We start from the raw sequence: 16,114 nt of genomic DNA on the forward strand, positions 1-16,114 counted from the left end.
CTCAGGAGTGACCGACACCACTGCTGCCGATGCCACCGAACTTCCCGCCTCCTACCCACCGCCCGAGGAGTTCGCCCAGCAAGCCAATGCCCGCGAAGAGTTGTATCGCGAGGCCGAAGAGGATCGGCTGGCGTTTTGGGCTAAGCAGGCCGAACGGCTGACCTGGGAGACACCCTTTACCGAGGTGTTGGACTGGTCGGACGCGCCGTTCGCCAAGTGGTTCGTCGGGGGCAAGCTCAACGTGGCGTACAACTGCGTCGACCGCCACGTCGAGGCCGGCAACGGAGATCGGGTTGCCATCTATTGGGAAGGCGAACCCGAGGGCCACCGCCGCGCACTGACCTACGCAGATCTGCAGCGAGAGGTGTGCAAAGCGGCCAACGCGCTGACCGACCTCGGGCTCGTCGCCGGTGACCGCGTCGCCATCTACCTGCCCTTCCTACCCGAAACCGTGATCGCGATGCTGGCCTGCGCGCGGTTGGGAATCATGCACAGCGTGGTGTTCGGCGGCTTCACCGCACACGCGCTGCAGGCACGGATCGCCGACGCCGGGGCCAAGTTGTTGATCACCAGCGACGGCCAGTACCGGCGCGGCAAGCCCGCGCCACTCAAGGAAGCCGCCGACGAGGCGGTGTCCGTCGAGGACAGCCCCATCGAGCACGTCCTGGTGGTGCGCCGCACCGGAATCGACGTGCCCTGGACCGAAGGCCGCGACTTGTGGTGGCACGACGTCGTCGGGTCGGCCTCACCCAAACACACCCCGGAGGCGTTCGACTCCGAGCAACCGTTGTTCCTGCTGTACACATCAGGTACCACCGGCAAACCCAAGGGCATCGTGCACACCAGCGGCGGGTACCTGACCCAGTGCGCCTACACCCACCACGTACTCTTCGACGTCAAACCCGAGAGCGACGTCTTCTGGTGCACCGCCGACATCGGTTGGGTCACCGGTCATACCTACGGCGTCTACGGACCACTGTCCAACGGCGTCACCGAAGTCATCTACGAGGGCACACCCAACACTCCGGACGAGCACCGCCACTTTCAGATCATCGAAAGATACGGCGTCACAATCTATTACACCGCGCCCACGTTGATCCGCACGTTCATGAAGTGGGGCCGCGAAATTCCCGACGCCCACGACCTGTCCAGCATTCGACTGCTCGGCTCGGTCGGGGAGATCATCAACCCGGAGGCATGGCGCTGGTACCGCGAGGTGATCGGCAAGAACAGGGTTCCCGTCATCGACACCTGGTGGCAGACGGAGACGGGCGCGGCGATGATCTCCCCGCTGCCCGGAGTCAGTGCGGCCAAACCAGGCTCGGCGATGGCCGCGGTGCCGGGGATCAGCGCCAAGATTGTCGACGACCACGGCGACCCGCTTCCCCCGGACAAGGAAGGCGAGGAACACGTCACCGGCTACCTCGTCCTGGACGAGCCGTGGCCCGCGATGCTGCGCGGCATCTGGGGCGACCCGGAGCGCTACCGCGAGACGTACTGGTCCCGGTACGCCGAGCGGGGTTACTACTTCGCCGGCGACGGCGCCCGCTACGACCCCGACGGCGCAATCTGGCTATTGGGCCGCATTGACGATGTGATGAATGTGTCCGGACACAGAATCTCCACCGCCGAGGTGGAGTCGGCTCTCGTCGGGCACTCCGGGGTGGCCGAGGCTGCCGTGGTCGGGGTTACCGACGAGACCACCGGACAGAACATCTGCGCGTTCGTCGTCACGCGCACCGATTACGAGCCCGACGACAAGACCGTCGACGAGTTGCGCACCCACGTCGCGAAGGAGATCTCGCCGATCGCCAAGCCGCGGGAGATCCACATCGTGCCCGAGTTGCCGAAGACGCGCAGCGGCAAGATCATGCGCAGGCTGTTGCGCGACATCGCCGAGAACCGAGAGCTGGGCGACACGTCGACGCTGCTGGATCCCAACGTGTTTGACGCGATTCGGCAAAGCAAGTAGCTCGCTCGGCCAGTTTGGACCGAAGCCGTCCGTCGAGCGTCACGGCAGCGTGGCGTTGACCGTCGACAGCCGCGCCAGCGTGACGTTCGGTGCCCCTAGATCGGAACGAACTCCGAGCCCGGCCGATTCTTGGCGTTGATATCGGCCAGGTCCGCGTTGATCGACATCACCACCGCCGGGGTGTGCAGCGGGATGTACTTGGTGACGCAGCTGGGCAGGTTTTCGCTGAACGCGCCGTGAATCATGCCTACCAGCAGGTTGTCGACGGTAACGGGAGCACCGGAGTCGCCGGGTCCACCGCACACCTGCATCACGATGGTGCCCGGGTCCTGGCCCGGTCCCCAGGTGACACCACACGAGTTGCCGGTGGAGCGGCCCTGCTTGCAGGCCACCTGCCCAAACGTGGGGTCCGGACCGATGCCGTTGATCGCGAAGCCGTTGTAGTTGTTGACCGGAGTCACCTTCGCCGGATCGAACTTGATGACCGCGTAGTCCAGGATGTCGTTGCCGGCGACCATAGTCCCGATGATGACGTCGCTCTGCGGCCCCTCTGCGGCAACCGGGGCGCCCGGCCCTCCGCAGTGTGCCGACGAGAAGCCGATCAGATCGCCGAACTTGTCGTGCCCGATCGCGGTCAGAGTGCACAACGTGGCCCCGTTGACGACGATGCCCGCACCGCCCCCGAGCGGAATCTTGTCGTCGGCGGTCGCGGTACTCGAGGGCACGAGCACAAAAGCGGTAAGCATGGCCACGGTCGCCGCGACCAAGCCGCGGTGCGCGATCTGCACAGCACGACTCCCGTCAATCAGTCGAAATCGGAGAAGAGGAAAGAAAGCGCCAGTGTAATTGATGCCCTCACAACGGTTGTCGGCTGCCAAATGGCCACTAGCGTCAATTTCAGGGCCGATTTGGCCCCTTCCCCGGCTCTCGGCTGGCCTCGAACGGCATCGTCGCGCATGGCAACATAAACCGCGACGCCTGCGAACCGCCGCGCAGTGAAACCGAGAGGACCGTCTGTGAGCAAAGCCGATCGCACCAACAGTGTGCCCAGCACGCTGACCACGATCCCGTTGGCCGACCCACACGCCAGGTCCGCCGACCCGTCGATCGGTGACCTGATCAAGGATGCGACAACGCAGATGTCGACCTTGGTACGGGCCGAGGTCGAACTCGCCCGCGCCGAAATCACGCGCGATGTCAAAAAGGGCTTGACCGGCAGCATCTTCTTCATCTCGGCGCTGGTGGTGCTGTTCTACTCCACGTTCTTTTTCTTCTTTTTCCTCGCCGAATTGCTCGACAGCTGGCTCTGGCGCTGGGTGGCATTCCTGATCGTGTTCTTGATCATGGTCGTGGTCACCGCAGTGCTGGCACTGTTCGGCTACCTGAAGGTACGCCGTATCCGCGGCCCGCAGCAGACCATTGAATCGGTCAAAGAGGCGCGCGAGGCGTTCACCCCGGGCGGTCATGACAAGCCCAAGGCCATCGCATCGGAAAACTCCGACGCGCCCACGACCAACAAGACCACCGACCCGTCGGGTTGGTAAATGCCGCCACCAGATCCGTCGATCACCCGCATCGACGGGCCATGGCGGCACTTGGACGTGCACGCCAACGGCATTCGGTTCCACGTCGTCGAAGCGCTGGCTGACTCGGATCCGACTACGGCCCTTACCCCGGCCACGGCGCGGCCGTTGGTCATCCTGCTGCACGGTTTCGGCTCGTTCTGGTGGTCGTGGCGCCATCAGTTGCGGGGACTGTCGGACGCCCGGGTGGTTGCGGTTGACCTGCGCGGCTACGGCGGCAGCGACAAACCGCCGCGCGGCTACGACGGCTGGACGCTGGCCGGTGACACCGCCGGGCTGATCCGCGCGCTCGGGCACCAGTCGGCCACACTTGTCGGCCACGCCGACGGCGGGCTGGCCTGCTGGACCACCGCGTTGCTGCATTCTCGGCTGGTGCGCGCCATCGCACTGATCAGCGCGCCGCACCCGGCCGCGCTGCGCCGCTCCACGCTGACCCGCCGAGATCAGAGCCGCGCGCTGCTGCCGACCTTGTTGCGCTACCAGATGCCGCTTTGGCCGGAACGGCTATTGACCAGGCGCGACGGGGAGGAGATCGAGCGCCTGGTTCGTAGCCGCAGCTCGGCCAAGTGGGTCGCCTCGGAAGACTTCGCGCAGTCGATCGGCCATCTGCGGCGGGCGATCCAAATTCCCGGAGCCGCCCACTGCGCGCTGGAGTATCAGCGCTGGGCGGTGCGCAGCCAGTTGCGCGGTGAAGGTCGGCGATTCATGCGATCGATGATTCAGCAACTCGGTGTTCCCGTGCTGCACCTGCGCGGCGACGCCGACCCGTATGTGCTGGCCGGCGCGGTCGAGCACAGCCAGCGATACGCCCCGCATGGCCGCTACATCTCCATCGGCAACGCGGGACATTTCGGCCACGAAGAGGCGCCGCACGAGGTCAACCGCCACCTGATGCGGTTCTTCAAGCAGGTCCACCCGCTCAGCTGACGCAGGTGCCGGTGTCGACCTTTTGGGTGGCATCCATCTTCTCGCGCTGTGCGGCCACCTCACTGGCCGTCAACACGAAGCCGGTGTCCGCGTCATCGACGGCGGCGCCGAACACCACGCCCAAGACCTCACCGTTGAGATTGATCAGTGGTCCGCCCGAATCGCCTTGTTCCACGGTGGCCCGGATGGTGTACACGTCGCGGGTGACGGGCTGCGGGTTCCGGTAGATGTCAGGCCCGCTGAGCTTGATGGCCTCGCGAATTCTGGCCGGCGTCGCCGTGAAGTTGCCGCCGCCCGGGTAGCCGAGCACCACGACGCTGGCACCCGACTTCGCCTCGGTCTCGGCGAAGATCAGCGGGGGCGCCTCCAGATCCGGAACGGCAAGGATCGCGATATCGACCCGGGGGTCGTAAGACACCACCGTGGCATCGAGACGCTTGCCGCCGACATACACCTGCACGGTGTCGGAGCCGGCGACGACGTGCGCGTTGGTCATGATCCGATTGGGCGCGATGACGAAGCCGCTGCCCTCCAGCACCTTCTGGCAGCTTGGCGCGAGACTGCGCACCTTGACGACGCTCGGCGCGACCGACGCCACGACCGGGTTGTTGGCCAGTGCCGGATCTGGTGAGGCAACCGGAATCACCGGCGTGCGACTGAACGGCTCGAGCACCGCGGGCAGGCCAGAGGTGTCCAACAGTGCCGACAGACGCTTGGGCACCGTCTTCAGCCAAGGCGGCGCGACTTCGTTGACCTGGGCAAGCACCCTCGATCCCCGGACTGCGGCGGCCAACTCGGGTTGGTCCTTCGACTGGGTCAGCGGTGTCGCCAACAACCAGGCGGCGGTCAACACCACCAGCAGTTGCACCGCGACGCCGATCACCGAGTCGATCGTGCGCACCGGCCGGTTGCGGATCGCCCCACGAACCGCCCGTCCGAGCACCACACCGGCAACTTCACCGACCACCACCAGCGCCAGGATCAGGAACAACGCGGCGAACAACTTGGCACGCGGTGCGGCGATGTGGCTGACGATGTGCGGGGCCAGCAGCACCCCCGCGACCGCCCCGAGCAGCACCCCGACGAACGACAGCAGGGAGCCCAAGGCGCCGGATCGCCAGCCTGAGATCGCCGCGATGAACGCGACCGCCAGCACAGCGATGTCCAGCCACTGCGACGGTGTCATCGAGTTCATCGCGCCCCGCCCTGCTTCCCCACCAGCGCCAACGCCTCGTCCAACTCCCGGATGTCGTCGGTGTCCCAGGGTTGCGCCCAACCCGCGACGTCGAGCACCGCAGAGATCACCTGGCCAGTGAAGCCCCAGACCAACATCTGGTTCAACAGAAACGCCGGTCCGGCCCAGCGCCGGCCCAGCGCGCTGCGGTAAACCGTCAGCCGGTTGGCCGGATTGATGAACGCTCGCACCGGGACGCGTGCCACGATCGCCGTCTCGGCCTCGTTGATGACGGTCACCGGCCCCGGATCCGGCGAATAGGCCAGGACCGGCACGACGTGGAACCTGGACGGCGCGATGAAGGTGCGTTCCATGGTGGCCAACGGGTGCAGGCGGGAGATATCGATGCCCGTTTCCTCGTGCGCCTCGCGCAGCGCGGTGGCGACGGGCCCGTCGTCCTCGGGATCGGAGGCACCGCCGGGGAAGGCGGCCTGACCGGCGTGGTGACGCAGCGTGGATGCCCGGACGGTCAACAGGAGATCGGCGTCGTCGGGAACACCGCCGTCGGCGGGCGCGTCCGGCGGGCCCGAGAACAGCACCAAAACGGCGGCTTCCCGTTCGTCGCGGCGCAGCTTGGCGGTAGCACGGGCGGCTGTCACCATGGCCAGCACATCGGCGGGCAGCCGTCGCCGAAACGCATCGGGCATCTGATCGACGTTGTCGACGAGCGGGCGCAGCCACGCCGGACCGACGTCAGGCTTCAGGGAAACCGCTAAACCCACCGGCTCCCTCCCTCGGTGCTCACGTGCTTCCGACCACGGCCGCGATCTCGTCGGCGCTGCCGAAAGCACGCGGAAGGGTCTGGGCCACGCTACCGTCCGGACGCAAAACTACCGTCGCTGGCATCACGTTCGGTACGCGCAAGGCCCCGGCTACCAGGCGGCGGCCATCCTGCAGGGTAGGCAGCCGCACGCCGAGATCGGCCAGGCGCAGTAACGCCGCCGTCTCGTTCTCATCCTGATGCACCGTCACCACCAACACTTCGGATCCGACTCGTCGTTGATACTCGGCCATCGCGGGCAATTCCGCAGTGCATGGCGCACACCAATAGGCCCACAAGTTGATGATCACCCGTCTTCCTGCCAGCGCACGGGAGACGTCGACGGGGGTGCCGTCGCCCGCGCATTCCACCACCACACTGCGCAGTGCCGCCACGTCAGGCCCATCACCCGCGGCCGGGCAGGGCGGCAGATCCGCGCGCGCCCGCGGGCCGGCCAGCGCCTCCGGCGTGTCGGCGTGGCGATGTTCCCGCCGACCGGGCGACTGGCTGGTGCCGGGTGCTGAGTCGTTGAGTTGAGTGGCCAACGCGGCAATCAGGGCCGCGACCACAAGCAGAATCGCGATGGTCCAGCGGGTCGTCCCGGAAAGCCGCGATATCACAACCCGGCCATGGCCAGCAGATGCTCGGTTTCCGGACCCTGCACCAGCGGCGCGGCCAGCAACGGTTCAGTGGGCCCCAGCCCGTAGGAAGGACAGTCTTTGGCAAGCACGCACACACCGCATGCGGGTTTGCGGGCGTGACACACGCGGCGCCCGTGAAAGATCACACGGTGGCTGAGCAGCGTCCATTCTTTTCGCTCGATGAGTTCGCCGACGGCGTGTTCCACCTTGACCGGGTCCTCTTCGGCCGTCCAGCCCCAGCGTCGCACCAACCTGCCGAAGTGTGTGTCGACGGTGATGCCAGGAATGCCGAAAGCATTTCCCAGGATGACGTTGGCGGTTTTGCGCCCCACCCCGGGCAGCGTTACCAGCTCCTCCATGGTGGCCGGCACCTCGCCGTCGAACCGCTCTACCAGGGCCTGGCCCAATCCGATGAGCGCGTTGGCCTTGTTGCGGTAGAAGCCGGTCGGGCGGATCAATGCCTCCAACTCCGTCCGATCAGCCTGCGCGTAATCCAGCGCCGTTGTGTATTTCTTGAACAACGCCGGAGTCGTCAGATTCACTCGTTTGTCGGTGCTTTGCGCCGAAAGGATGGTCGCCACCGCAAGCTCGAGCGGGTTAGTGAAGTCGAGCTCGCAGTAGACGTGCGGGAAGGCCTGCGCCAGTGTGCGATTCATCCGACGCGCACGTCGTACCAACCCCGTCCGGGTTTCCTCGGCGAAACGCTTGGCGTGTTTTGTGGCGAGGCCGGGGCCGGGCTTGACCGGTTTCGCTTTTGAGCGCCCAGACGACTTTGCCGCTGTCACCTACGACAGAGTACTGATTTCGTAATCTGTCTGAGACCTTGGCCATGTTTACTCGATCTGTGTTGTGGTTGCTGGTCGCCTGCATCCCAGGCCTACTGATGCTGGCGACGCTCGGGCTCGGGCGGCTGGAGAAGGCGCTGGCCCACGACACCGTCAGCGCTACCGACGTCGCCGAATTTCTGCAGGTTGCCGAGGCCGTGGACGTACACACGCTGGCCAGGGAGGGCATGCCCGAGGCGCTGGACTATCTGCATCGTCGCCAAGCGCTGGAACTCACCGAAGGCCAATCCACCTCGATGGGGAAGCATCACGCCGGTTCGCTGTCCGCGCATGATCTGGTGCGAGCGGCCGAAGCCGGCCTGCCAACTCGGGTTCACAGACACTCCCGAGCCAACTCGCAGTTTACGGCGACTCGACACGTCAATCGTGTGTAGCGTTGGCAGGTCGATGCGATTGGCCTACGTTTAGAGTCGTGTCGGCCGTCACAGGTTGACCTGCCCGTATTCGTTGGAACCCGAAGAGGCAAGAAGAGGCACACGTGGACGACATCCTGGCAAGGGCGGGGATCTTCCAAGGGGTTGAGCCCGGCGCAGTCGCAGCATTGACGAAGCAACTGCAGCCAGTCGACTTCCCTCGCGGACATACCGTTTTCGCCGAGGGTGAGCCAGGCGACCGGTTGTACATCATCGTTTCGGGAAAGGTGAAGATCGGGCGCCGGTCACCGGATGGCCGGGAGAACCTGCTGACCATCATGGGCCCGTCCGACATGTTCGGTGAGCTGTCGATCTTCGACCCAGGTCCTCGAACGTCCAGCGCAACCACGATCACCGAGGTGCGAGCGGTGTCGATGGACCGCGACGCGCTGCGGGCATGGATCGCCGATCGCCCGGAGATCGCCGAGCAGCTGTTGCGGGTGCTGGCTCGCCGGTTGCGCCGCACAAATAACAACCTGGCTGATTTGATCTTCACCGACGTCCCCGGTCGGGTGGCCAAACAGCTACTGCAGCTCGCCCAGCGTTTCGGCACCCAGGAGGGTGGCGCGATGCGGGTGACGCACGACCTGACTCAAGAGGAGATCGCGCAGCTGGTGGGCGCTTCCCGCGAGACGGTGAACAAGGCGCTCGCCGATTTTGCCCACCGCGGCTGGATCCGGCTCGAGGGCAAGAGTGTGCTGATCTCTGACTCCGAGCGCCTCGCCCGCCGAGCGAGGTAAGCGCGCGCGGAGCGGACCGAGGAGGAGTCGGACAATCCGGCCGAAGCGCGCGCTGCCGCCAGGGCGCGCGGACCACAACACGCGGCTTGTGTGGCTAGTTCCCGTCATTCCGACGTCGCGCCAATCTCACGGCTTGCACACCGTCACCGCTGATCGGCACGGACTGACCGGACCGATTTCGCCAAACTTCCTCGCCGGTTGTTGCTACCCAGCGGCCTACTGTTGCTGCAGAACGGGTACGGAGAGGTCAAGAAGGTAGATCGATGAAAGAGCGGTGCGGCAGGCCATGATCGTCCCGGACTGGGTGTGGGCCCTGACCGTTGTCGGCATCGTGGCTCTGCTTGCCTTCGACTTCTTCTTCCATGTCCGCAAGGCCCACGTCCCGACTCTGCGGGAGGCGGCGGTCTGGTCGGCCGGCTATGTCGGCATCGCTTTGCTCTTCGGCGTCGGCGTATTGATGTTCGGGGGTATCGAACCGGGCTCGGAGTATTTCGCCGGATACGTCACCGAGAAGGCGCTCTCCGTCGACAACCTCTTTGTGTTCCTGGTGATCATGAGCAGCTTCCGGGTGCCGCGCGAGGACCAGCAGAAGGTGCTGCTGTTCGGGATCGCCTTCGCGCTGATCGCTCGTAGCGGTTTTATTTTTCTCGGCGCCGCGCTGATCAACGCTTTCGCGTGGGTCTTCTACGTATTTGGACTGATCCTGTTGGTCACCGCCGGCCACGTCCTGATGCCGGATGACGACGACGAATCCCGCAAAGCCGACAATCTCCCGGTCCGCATGGCCAAGAAGGTCATTCGCACCAGCGAGCACTACGACGGCGACAAGTTGTTCACCAAGATCGACGGCAAGCGGGCAATGACACCGATGCTGCTGGTCATGGTGTCGCTCGGCGGCACCGACGTGCTCTTCGCGCTCGACTCGATCCCGGCCATCTTCGGTCTGACGCAGAACGTCTTCATCGTCTTCACCGCCACGGCGTTCTCGTTACTCGGCCTGAGGCAGCTCTATTTCCTCCTCGACGGCCTGCTGGACCGACTCGTCTACCTCTCCTACGGATTGGCGGCAATCCTCAGCTTCATCGGCGTGAAGCTGATACTGCACGCTCTGCACGAGAACAATGTCCCGTTCATCAACGACGGCGAGTCGGTGCCGGTAGTCGAGATCAGCACTTCGCTCTCGCTCGTCGTGATCATCGGTTTCCTGGCTGTCACCGTGGCGGCCTCATTGCTGAGCCCGAAGGGCAGGGCGAAGATGGCGATCGCCAACGCACGGCGGCATGCCACCGCTTACCTCGACTCGGAATACACCCACGATCCGGAAGAGCGCGAACGCATCTTCAAGAAGTTGATCAAAGAACGCGATCAGATCGATCACCTCGGCGAGAAATTCCGCAAGCTGGTCCGCGACGAAGACGCACTGAACGAACTGCTCAAGCGCGCGGCGGCAAAACACGACGAAGCGGTCGAGCGCGGCGAGGCCGAACCGCACAAGGTCACGGGACTGACGGCGTGAACGGCGTGGCGGCGTGCGATGTTTGACTCGCTGCTCGACACGCTCGGCCGCTCATGGTGGGAATATCCGCTGGTTCTCGCGATTTGTGGCTTTGATGCCGTGATTCCCGTCCTGCCCAGCGAGACGGTGCTGCTGACGGCAGGAATCTTGGCCGCCGACGGGTCGATGGTGCTGGCCTTGGTGATCGGGATGGCGGCCATCGGTGGATTTCTCGGTGACAACCTCGCTTATGCGATCGGTAACTCGGCCGATGAGCGGGTGCACCGGTGGTTCGCCCGCGGGAGAAAGCGCAAAGCCCGGCTGGAGTGGGCGCAACGCGAATTGGACCGGCACGGCGGCCCCTTGGTGATGGTGGCCCGGTTCGTGCCCGGAGGTCGCACCGCGACCACCGTCTCCTGCGGCATGCTGGACTTTCCCTATCGCACGTTTCTCGTATTCGACGCGATCGGTTCCGTCCTGTGGGCGACGCTGAACACAGGGATCGGCTTTGTCGGCGGACACGCCTTCGAGGACAGACCTTTCGTGGCGTTCGCCGTCTCGTTCACCGTCGCGCTGGCATTGGGCGGAAGCATTGAACTATTTCGGCGGATGCGCCGACAGACCAGAGCCCAGCAAGCTCGCGCAGAAAGCCCCGCCCAGCTGTAGCGCCCCGTCCAACGCCAGCTGCGGCATGTCGCGGCGTGACAAAGAGCCCTCAGCTCGTTGTCCGATTGGGGCAAACCCTGGTGCACCGAGTCGGGCAACCATGGAGTCGACTCCGAAATCGCCCGCCGCCAACGGCGGGCGTTGACAACGGATTTCCCACCAAGCATCCGAAGGAATGGTCGAAATGACTAGCGCTCGCCAGCCGGGGACTGAACAGGGTCCGAGCCCCGGCGTCGCCGAACCAGGCATGGTCCTCACCGTGCGCTACGACGAGACCGGCCGCACTGAGACGTTCAAGCTCGGGGGCTACGGGGCTTGCGACACCGACAGGAAGCTCTACCCGCTGCGATCGCCCCTCGGTCGGGCCATCGTCGGTGCGCGCGCCGGAGAACAACGCAGGGTCGTGACGCCCGACGGCCCCGCCGTCCCGGTGACGCTGCTGCACGCCCTGGCTGACGCGCGTACCCCGGCCAGACGGCCCCAGTCAAGGTTTCGGTCCGGGGCCCGCAATCGACTCCGACGACAGGCGCACCTGGGCACATCAGGCTCTCCGAGGAACCCGTCATCGCGAAAGGATGGTCGACGATGAAGAACGACGCGCAAACTGTGTGGCTCTCGCAGCAGGCTTACCAGAACCTGCAGCAAGAACTCGCCACCCTGCGTGCGTTGAACGCCGTCGCACCGCAGGCGGACGACGACGACAACAGCGTTCTCGTGCGTAAAGCACGGCACGCGAGGATCCAGCAGATTCACGACCTGTTGACCGATGCCGTCATCGGTGAAGACCCTCCCGACGACGGCATCGCCGAGGCCGGGATGGTGGTGACGGTCCGCTACGACGACGGCAACGACGCCGGGCACAGCGGGGGCACCGAAACTTTCCTTCTCGGTGTGCGGGGTGCCGAACACGGCGACCTCGAGGTCTACTCCGTCAAGTCGCCGCTGGGAGCCGCCATCCTTGGTGCTCGCCCTGGGGAAAGACGCACCTACACACTGCCCAATGGCGGTGTGTGCGGCGTGACGATCGTCGAGTGCATGCCCTACGGGCTACACCGGGCCGCCCTGACCTAAGTCCGACGGGCAGCGTCACGCCCGGAGATAGTTGAGCTGCACCTGCACGGACCACTCCGCGGCATCCCAGAGCTTCTCGTCGACGTCGACGTAGACGTGCTCGACGATTTGGCGCGTGGTGGCGTCCTCACCGAGTTCCCGCAACGCCGAGCGGACCTGCTCCAGTCGCTCGTGCCGGTGCGCCAGGTAGCCAGTTGTGACAGCATCCAACGCCGGTAGGTCCGGGCCGTGGCCGGGCAACACCGTCCGCTTGCCGAGCCCGCGCAGCCGGTGCAGTGACTCCATGTAGTCGGTCAGGCTGCCGTCTTCCTTGTCCATCACGGTGGTTCCGCGGCCCAGCACCGTGTCGGCGGTCAGCACCGCGTCCTCGAGCACGAAGGAAAACGAGTCGGCCGTGTGACCAGGGGTGGCCATCGCCTTGATTTTCAGTCCGGCGGCGTCGATCACCTCACCGTCGACCAACTCGCCGCCCAGACCACGCAGGAATCCGCTGCCCGCCGACCGGACCGTTGCCCCGGTCAACTCGACCAGCTTGTCGATCCCGTCGGTGTGGTCGACGTGCCGATGGCTGATCAGCACGAGTGCGATGCGGCCCAGGGCCGCAACGCGCGCGATGTGCTCGTCGTCGTCGGGCCCTGGGTCAACGATGACCAACTCGTCACTGCGCGGCCCCCGCAGCACCCAGGTGTTGGTCCCTTCCAGCGTCATCACACCGGGGTTGTCCGCCAACAGCACCGAGGCGGTTTCGGTGACCGGTCGCAGCTCACCGTATGCGGGATGCGTCAGCGCCCCAGAGGTCGTAGGCATGGCAGGTTGTCAGCCGACCTCGACGATCAGCTCGACTTCCACCGGTGCGTCGAGCGGCAACTCGGCCACGCCGACCGCAGAACGCGCGTGCGAGCCGTTGTCGCCGAAGACGTCAGCGAGTAAGTCGGACGCCCCGTTGATGATGCTCGGCTGGCCGTTGAACCCCGGCGCCGACGCGACGTATCCGACAACCTTGACCACCCGGGTCACCGAGTCGAGGCCCACCAACGCGTCCACCGCAGCCAGCGCGTTGAGCGCACAAATCCGCGCCAACGCCTTGCCTTCCTCCGGGGTGACGTCGGCGCCGACCTTGCCAGTTCCAGCCAGCTTGCCGCCTTCGATCGGCACCTGGCCGGAGGTGAAGACGAGGTTGCCGGTGCGCACTGCCGGCACGTAGGCGGCCAACGGAGCCGCCAACTCCGGCAGCGACAGACCGAGTTCTTTGAGACGGGCTGTAGCGCTCACCACCCGGCCCCTATTTCGGACGCTTCAAGTACGCAACGTGCTGTTCACCGGTCGGACCGGGCAGCACCGCCACCAGTTCCCAACCGTCGGCACCCCATTGGTCGAGGATCTGTTTGGTGGCGTGCGTCAGCAGCGGGACAGTGGCGTATTCCCATGTCGTCGGTTGGGTCATTACGCGAGCTTATCGGTCTCCGGTTGAGAGCTCTGCGGCCAGCTCTGGCCAGCCCGGCGGCATGAGGAACGGGTGGCTTAGCATGCGATGGTGGCAAACACATCTAGCGGCGGTAGTTCCGTCGGCTGGCCGTCGCGACTGTCGAAAGCTCGTTTGCATTTCGTGACCGGCAAAGGCGGAACCGGGAAGTCAACGATTGCGGCCGCGCTGGCGCTGACGCTGGCAGCGGGTGGACGCAAGGTCTTACTTGTCGAAGTCGAAGGGCGGCAAGGGATTGCGCAGCTTTTCGATGTTCCTCCGCTGCCCTACGAGGAGATCAAGATCGCGACCGCTGAACGCGGCGGGCAGGTCAACGCGCTGGCGATAGACATCGAAGCGGCGTTCCTGGAATACCTCGACATGTTCTACAACCTGGGCATCGCGGGTCGGGCGATGCGGCGCGTCGGCGCAGTCGAGTTCGCGACCACGATCGCGCCCGGTCTGCGCGACGTACTGCTCACCGGCAAAATCAAGGAGACCGTAATCCGCGTCGACAAGAACAAGCTGCCGGTCTACGACGCGATCGTCGTGGACGCGCCGCCGACCGGCCGGATCACGCGGTTCCTCGACGTCACCAAAGCCTTGTCCGATCTGGCCAAGGGCGGGCCGGTGCATTCGCAGGCCGAGGGCGTGGTCAAGTTGCTGCACTCCGACCAGACCGCCATCCACCTCGTGACGCTGCTCGAGGCATTGCCGGTGCAGGAGACGCTAGAGGCCATCCAAGAACTGAGCGACATGGACCTGCCCATCGGGAGCGTGATCGTCAACCGCAATATCGAGGCCTACCTCGACCCGGACGCACTGGCGAAGGCCGCCGAAGGCGACATTGACGCCGACGCGGTGCGTGCAGGGTTGGAAATGTCCGGAATCACCCTCGCTGACGACGACTTCGCCGGGCTGCTGACCGAGACCATCCAGCATGCCACCCGGATCAGCGCGCGCGCCGAGACCGCACAGCAACTCGACGCTTTGCACGTGCCGCGGCTGGAGTTGCCGACGATCTCCGACGGGGTCGATCTCGGCAGTCTCTACGAGCTTTCGGAAGTGTTGGCCCACCAGGGGGTTCGATGAGCGTCACACCGCAAACGCTTGACATGGCCTCGATTTTGGCCGACACGTCCAACCGGGTGGTGGTGTGCTGCGGCGCCGGCGGTGTGGGAAAGACCACCACAGCGGCGGCGATGGCCATGCGCGCTGCCGAATATGGGCGCACCGTAGTCGTATTGACGATCGACCCAGCCAAGCGTCTTGCACAAGCGTTGGGCGTCAACGATCTTGGCAATACACCCCAGCGAGTCCCGTTGGCGCCAGAGGTCCCGGGTGAGCTGCACGCGATGATGCTGGACATGCGACGCACCTTCGACGAGATGGTCGTCCAATATTCCGGACCCGAACGGGCGCAATCGATTCTGGACAACCAGTTCTATCAGACGGTCGCCACATCGTTGGCCGGCACGCAAGAGTACATGGCCATGGAGAAACTGGGCCAACTCCTGGCCCAGGACCGGTGGGACTTGGTGGTCGTGGACACGCCACCGTCGCGCAACGCGCTGGACTTCTTGGACGCTCCGAAGCGGCTCGGCAGTTTCATGGACAGTCGCCTATGGCGTTTGCTGTTGGCTCCCGGCCGAGGTATTGGCCGACTGGTAACGGGCGCAATGGGTTTGGCGATGAAAGCGATGTCGACCATCCTCGGTTCTCAAATGCTCGGCGACGCAGCTGCTTTCGTGCAATCGCTAGACGCGACCTTTGGCGGGTTCCGCGAAAAGGCCGATCGCACCTACGCCCTGTTGAAGCGTCGCGGCACCCAGTTCGTGGTGGTGTCGGCCGCCGAGCCCGACGCGTTGCGGGAAGCAGCCTTTTTCGTCGACCGGCTGACGCAGGAATCGATGCCGTTGGCCGGGCTGGTGTTGAACCGCACCCACCCGATGTTGTGCTCTCTGCCGATCGAACGGGCGATCGACGCCACCGAAATGCTCGAGGCCGAGCATCCTGACTCGGACGCTGCGGCGCTGACCGAAGCCGTGCTGCGGATTCACACCGAGCGCGGACAGACGGCAAAGAGGGAGATCCGGTTGTTGTCTCGGTTCACCGGCGCCAACCCCCATGTGCCTGTCATCGGAGTGCCGTCGCTGCCATTCGACGTCTCGGATCTGGAAGCTTTGCGCGCGCTCGGCGACCAGATCTGTTCGGTCGGTGACGAGGCCGCTCGCGCAGCGAGGGGCTGAGGAACCGACCCATCGGCCGCGTCGGTGACGAGGCAGCTCGCGCAGCGAGGGGCTGA

The 16,114-nt window shown here is 65.2% G+C and carries 19 protein-coding genes; 11 read left to right on the forward strand and 8 right to left on the reverse strand.

Annotated elements, in window-relative coordinates:
• The first annotated feature begins 7 nt into the window (after positions 1 to 7).
• Entirely contained in the window at positions 8 to 1,972 is a 1,965-nt protein-coding gene (gene acs / locus BST27_RS24070; RefSeq protein ID WP_069418016.1) for an acetate--CoA ligase, read from the forward strand.
• Between the two features lie 95 nt (positions 1,973 to 2,067).
• On the opposite strand, the gene BST27_RS24075 is transcribed toward acs, so the two are convergent.
• On the reverse strand, positions 2,068 to 2,760 hold the full coding sequence (locus tag BST27_RS24075) for a chymotrypsin family serine protease (protein WP_069418015.1): 693 nt from the start codon (positions 2,758 to 2,760) through the stop codon (positions 2,068 to 2,070).
• A 228-nt stretch (positions 2,761 to 2,988) separates the two neighbouring features.
• Here BST27_RS24075 and BST27_RS24080 point away from each other — a divergent pair, with 228 nt between their 5' ends.
• Positions 2,989 to 3,516, forward strand: a complete 528-nt coding sequence (locus BST27_RS24080) for a phage holin family protein (RefSeq protein WP_069418014.1) — start codon at positions 2,989 to 2,991, stop codon at positions 3,514 to 3,516.
• Positions 3,517 to 4,482, forward strand: coding sequence for an alpha/beta fold hydrolase (locus tag BST27_RS24085; RefSeq protein WP_069418013.1), 966 nt, complete (start codon positions 3,517 to 3,519; stop codon positions 4,480 to 4,482).
• On the opposite strand, the gene marP is transcribed toward BST27_RS24085, so the two are convergent.
• The 4 genes from marP to nth are packed head-to-tail and all read right to left on the reverse strand — an operon-like array spanning position 4,475 to position 7,773.
• The gene (gene marP / locus BST27_RS24090; RefSeq protein ID WP_139805338.1) at positions 4,475 to 5,668 is read right to left on the reverse strand and encodes an acid resistance serine protease MarP; all 1,194 of its coding nucleotides are present in this window, start codon (positions 5,666 to 5,668) and stop codon (positions 4,475 to 4,477) included. The genes BST27_RS24085 and marP overlap by 8 nt on opposite strands.
• Before the next feature lie 5 nt (positions 5,669 to 5,673).
• Positions 5,674 to 6,438, reverse strand: coding sequence for an NUDIX hydrolase (locus BST27_RS24095; protein WP_069418011.1), 765 nt, complete (start codon positions 6,436 to 6,438; stop codon positions 5,674 to 5,676).
• Positions 6,439 to 6,457: 19 nt separating this feature from the next.
• A complete protein-coding gene (locus tag BST27_RS24100) occupies positions 6,458 to 7,093 on the reverse strand; it encodes a TlpA family protein disulfide reductase (RefSeq protein WP_069418054.1) in 636 nt (211 codons plus the stop codon).
• Positions 7,093 to 7,773, reverse strand: coding sequence for an endonuclease III (nth, locus tag BST27_RS24105; protein WP_069418010.1), 681 nt, complete (start codon positions 7,771 to 7,773; stop codon positions 7,093 to 7,095). The genes BST27_RS24100 and nth overlap by 1 nt, the downstream gene beginning before the upstream one ends.
• 173 nt (positions 7,774 to 7,946) lie before the next feature.
• Here nth and BST27_RS24110 point away from each other — a divergent pair, with 173 nt between their 5' ends.
• The 6 genes from BST27_RS24110 to BST27_RS24135 all read left to right on the forward strand — a co-directional run bounded on the left by BST27_RS24110 (position 7,947) and on the right by BST27_RS24135 (position 12,347).
• Positions 7,947 to 8,336, forward strand: a complete 390-nt coding sequence (locus BST27_RS24110) for a hypothetical protein (RefSeq protein ID WP_069418009.1) — start codon at positions 7,947 to 7,949, stop codon at positions 8,334 to 8,336.
• A 104-nt stretch (positions 8,337 to 8,440) separates the two neighbouring features.
• Positions 8,441 to 9,115 carry a cAMP-activated global transcriptional regulator CRP gene (crp, locus tag BST27_RS24115; protein ID WP_069418008.1) on the forward strand — a complete coding sequence of 225 codons (675 nt, stop codon included), beginning with the start codon at positions 8,441 to 8,443 and terminating at the stop codon, positions 9,113 to 9,115.
• A gap of 286 nt (positions 9,116 to 9,401) precedes the next feature.
• The gene (locus tag BST27_RS24120) at positions 9,402 to 10,631 is read left to right on the forward strand and encodes a TerC family protein (protein WP_069418007.1); all 1,230 of its coding nucleotides are present in this window, start codon (positions 9,402 to 9,404) and stop codon (positions 10,629 to 10,631) included.
• An 18-nt stretch (positions 10,632 to 10,649) separates the two neighbouring features.
• A complete protein-coding gene (locus BST27_RS24125; RefSeq protein ID WP_069418006.1) occupies positions 10,650 to 11,276 on the forward strand; it encodes a DedA family protein in 627 nt (208 codons plus the stop codon).
• Positions 11,277 to 11,460: 184 nt separating this feature from the next.
• Positions 11,461 to 11,865 carry a GreA/GreB family elongation factor gene (locus BST27_RS24130; protein ID WP_264000710.1) on the forward strand — a complete coding sequence of 135 codons (405 nt, stop codon included), beginning with the start codon at positions 11,461 to 11,463 and terminating at the stop codon, positions 11,863 to 11,865.
• Positions 11,862 to 12,347, forward strand: coding sequence for a GreA/GreB family elongation factor (locus BST27_RS24135; protein ID WP_069418005.1), 486 nt, complete (start codon positions 11,862 to 11,864; stop codon positions 12,345 to 12,347). Before BST27_RS24130 ends, BST27_RS24135 begins: the two co-directional genes overlap by 4 nt.
• Before the next feature lie 15 nt (positions 12,348 to 12,362).
• On the opposite strand, the gene BST27_RS24140 is transcribed toward BST27_RS24135, so the two are convergent.
• The 3 genes from BST27_RS24140 to sp36 are packed head-to-tail and all read right to left on the reverse strand — an operon-like array spanning position 12,363 to position 13,791.
• On the reverse strand, positions 12,363 to 13,154 hold the full coding sequence (locus BST27_RS24140; protein WP_069418004.1) for an MBL fold metallo-hydrolase: 792 nt from the start codon (positions 13,152 to 13,154) through the stop codon (positions 12,363 to 12,365).
• Between the two features lie 9 nt (positions 13,155 to 13,163).
• Positions 13,164 to 13,619, reverse strand: coding sequence for a RidA family protein (locus BST27_RS24145; RefSeq protein WP_069418053.1), 456 nt, complete (start codon positions 13,617 to 13,619; stop codon positions 13,164 to 13,166).
• Positions 13,620 to 13,629: 10 nt separating this feature from the next.
• Positions 13,630 to 13,791: a Sp36 family protein gene (sp36, locus tag BST27_RS31670; protein ID WP_011741883.1), complete on the reverse strand. Its 162-nt coding sequence runs from the start codon at positions 13,789 to 13,791 to the stop codon at positions 13,630 to 13,632.
• 87 nt (positions 13,792 to 13,878) lie between these two features.
• Here sp36 and bagA point away from each other — a divergent pair, with 87 nt between their 5' ends.
• Positions 13,879 to 14,901, forward strand: coding sequence for an ATPase BagA (bagA, locus tag BST27_RS24150; protein WP_069418003.1), 1,023 nt, complete (start codon positions 13,879 to 13,881; stop codon positions 14,899 to 14,901).
• On the forward strand, positions 14,898 to 16,058 hold the full coding sequence (gene bagB, locus BST27_RS24155) for an ATPase BagB (protein WP_069418002.1): 1,161 nt from the start codon (positions 14,898 to 14,900) through the stop codon (positions 16,056 to 16,058). The genes bagA and bagB overlap by 4 nt, the downstream gene beginning before the upstream one ends.
• The last annotated feature ends 56 nt before the right edge of the window (positions 16,059 to 16,114 follow it).

Origin of the sequence: Mycobacterium intermedium (genome assembly GCF_002086275.1) — a bacterium.
Classification (GTDB): Bacteria; Actinomycetota; Actinomycetes; order Mycobacteriales; family Mycobacteriaceae; genus Mycobacterium; species Mycobacterium intermedium.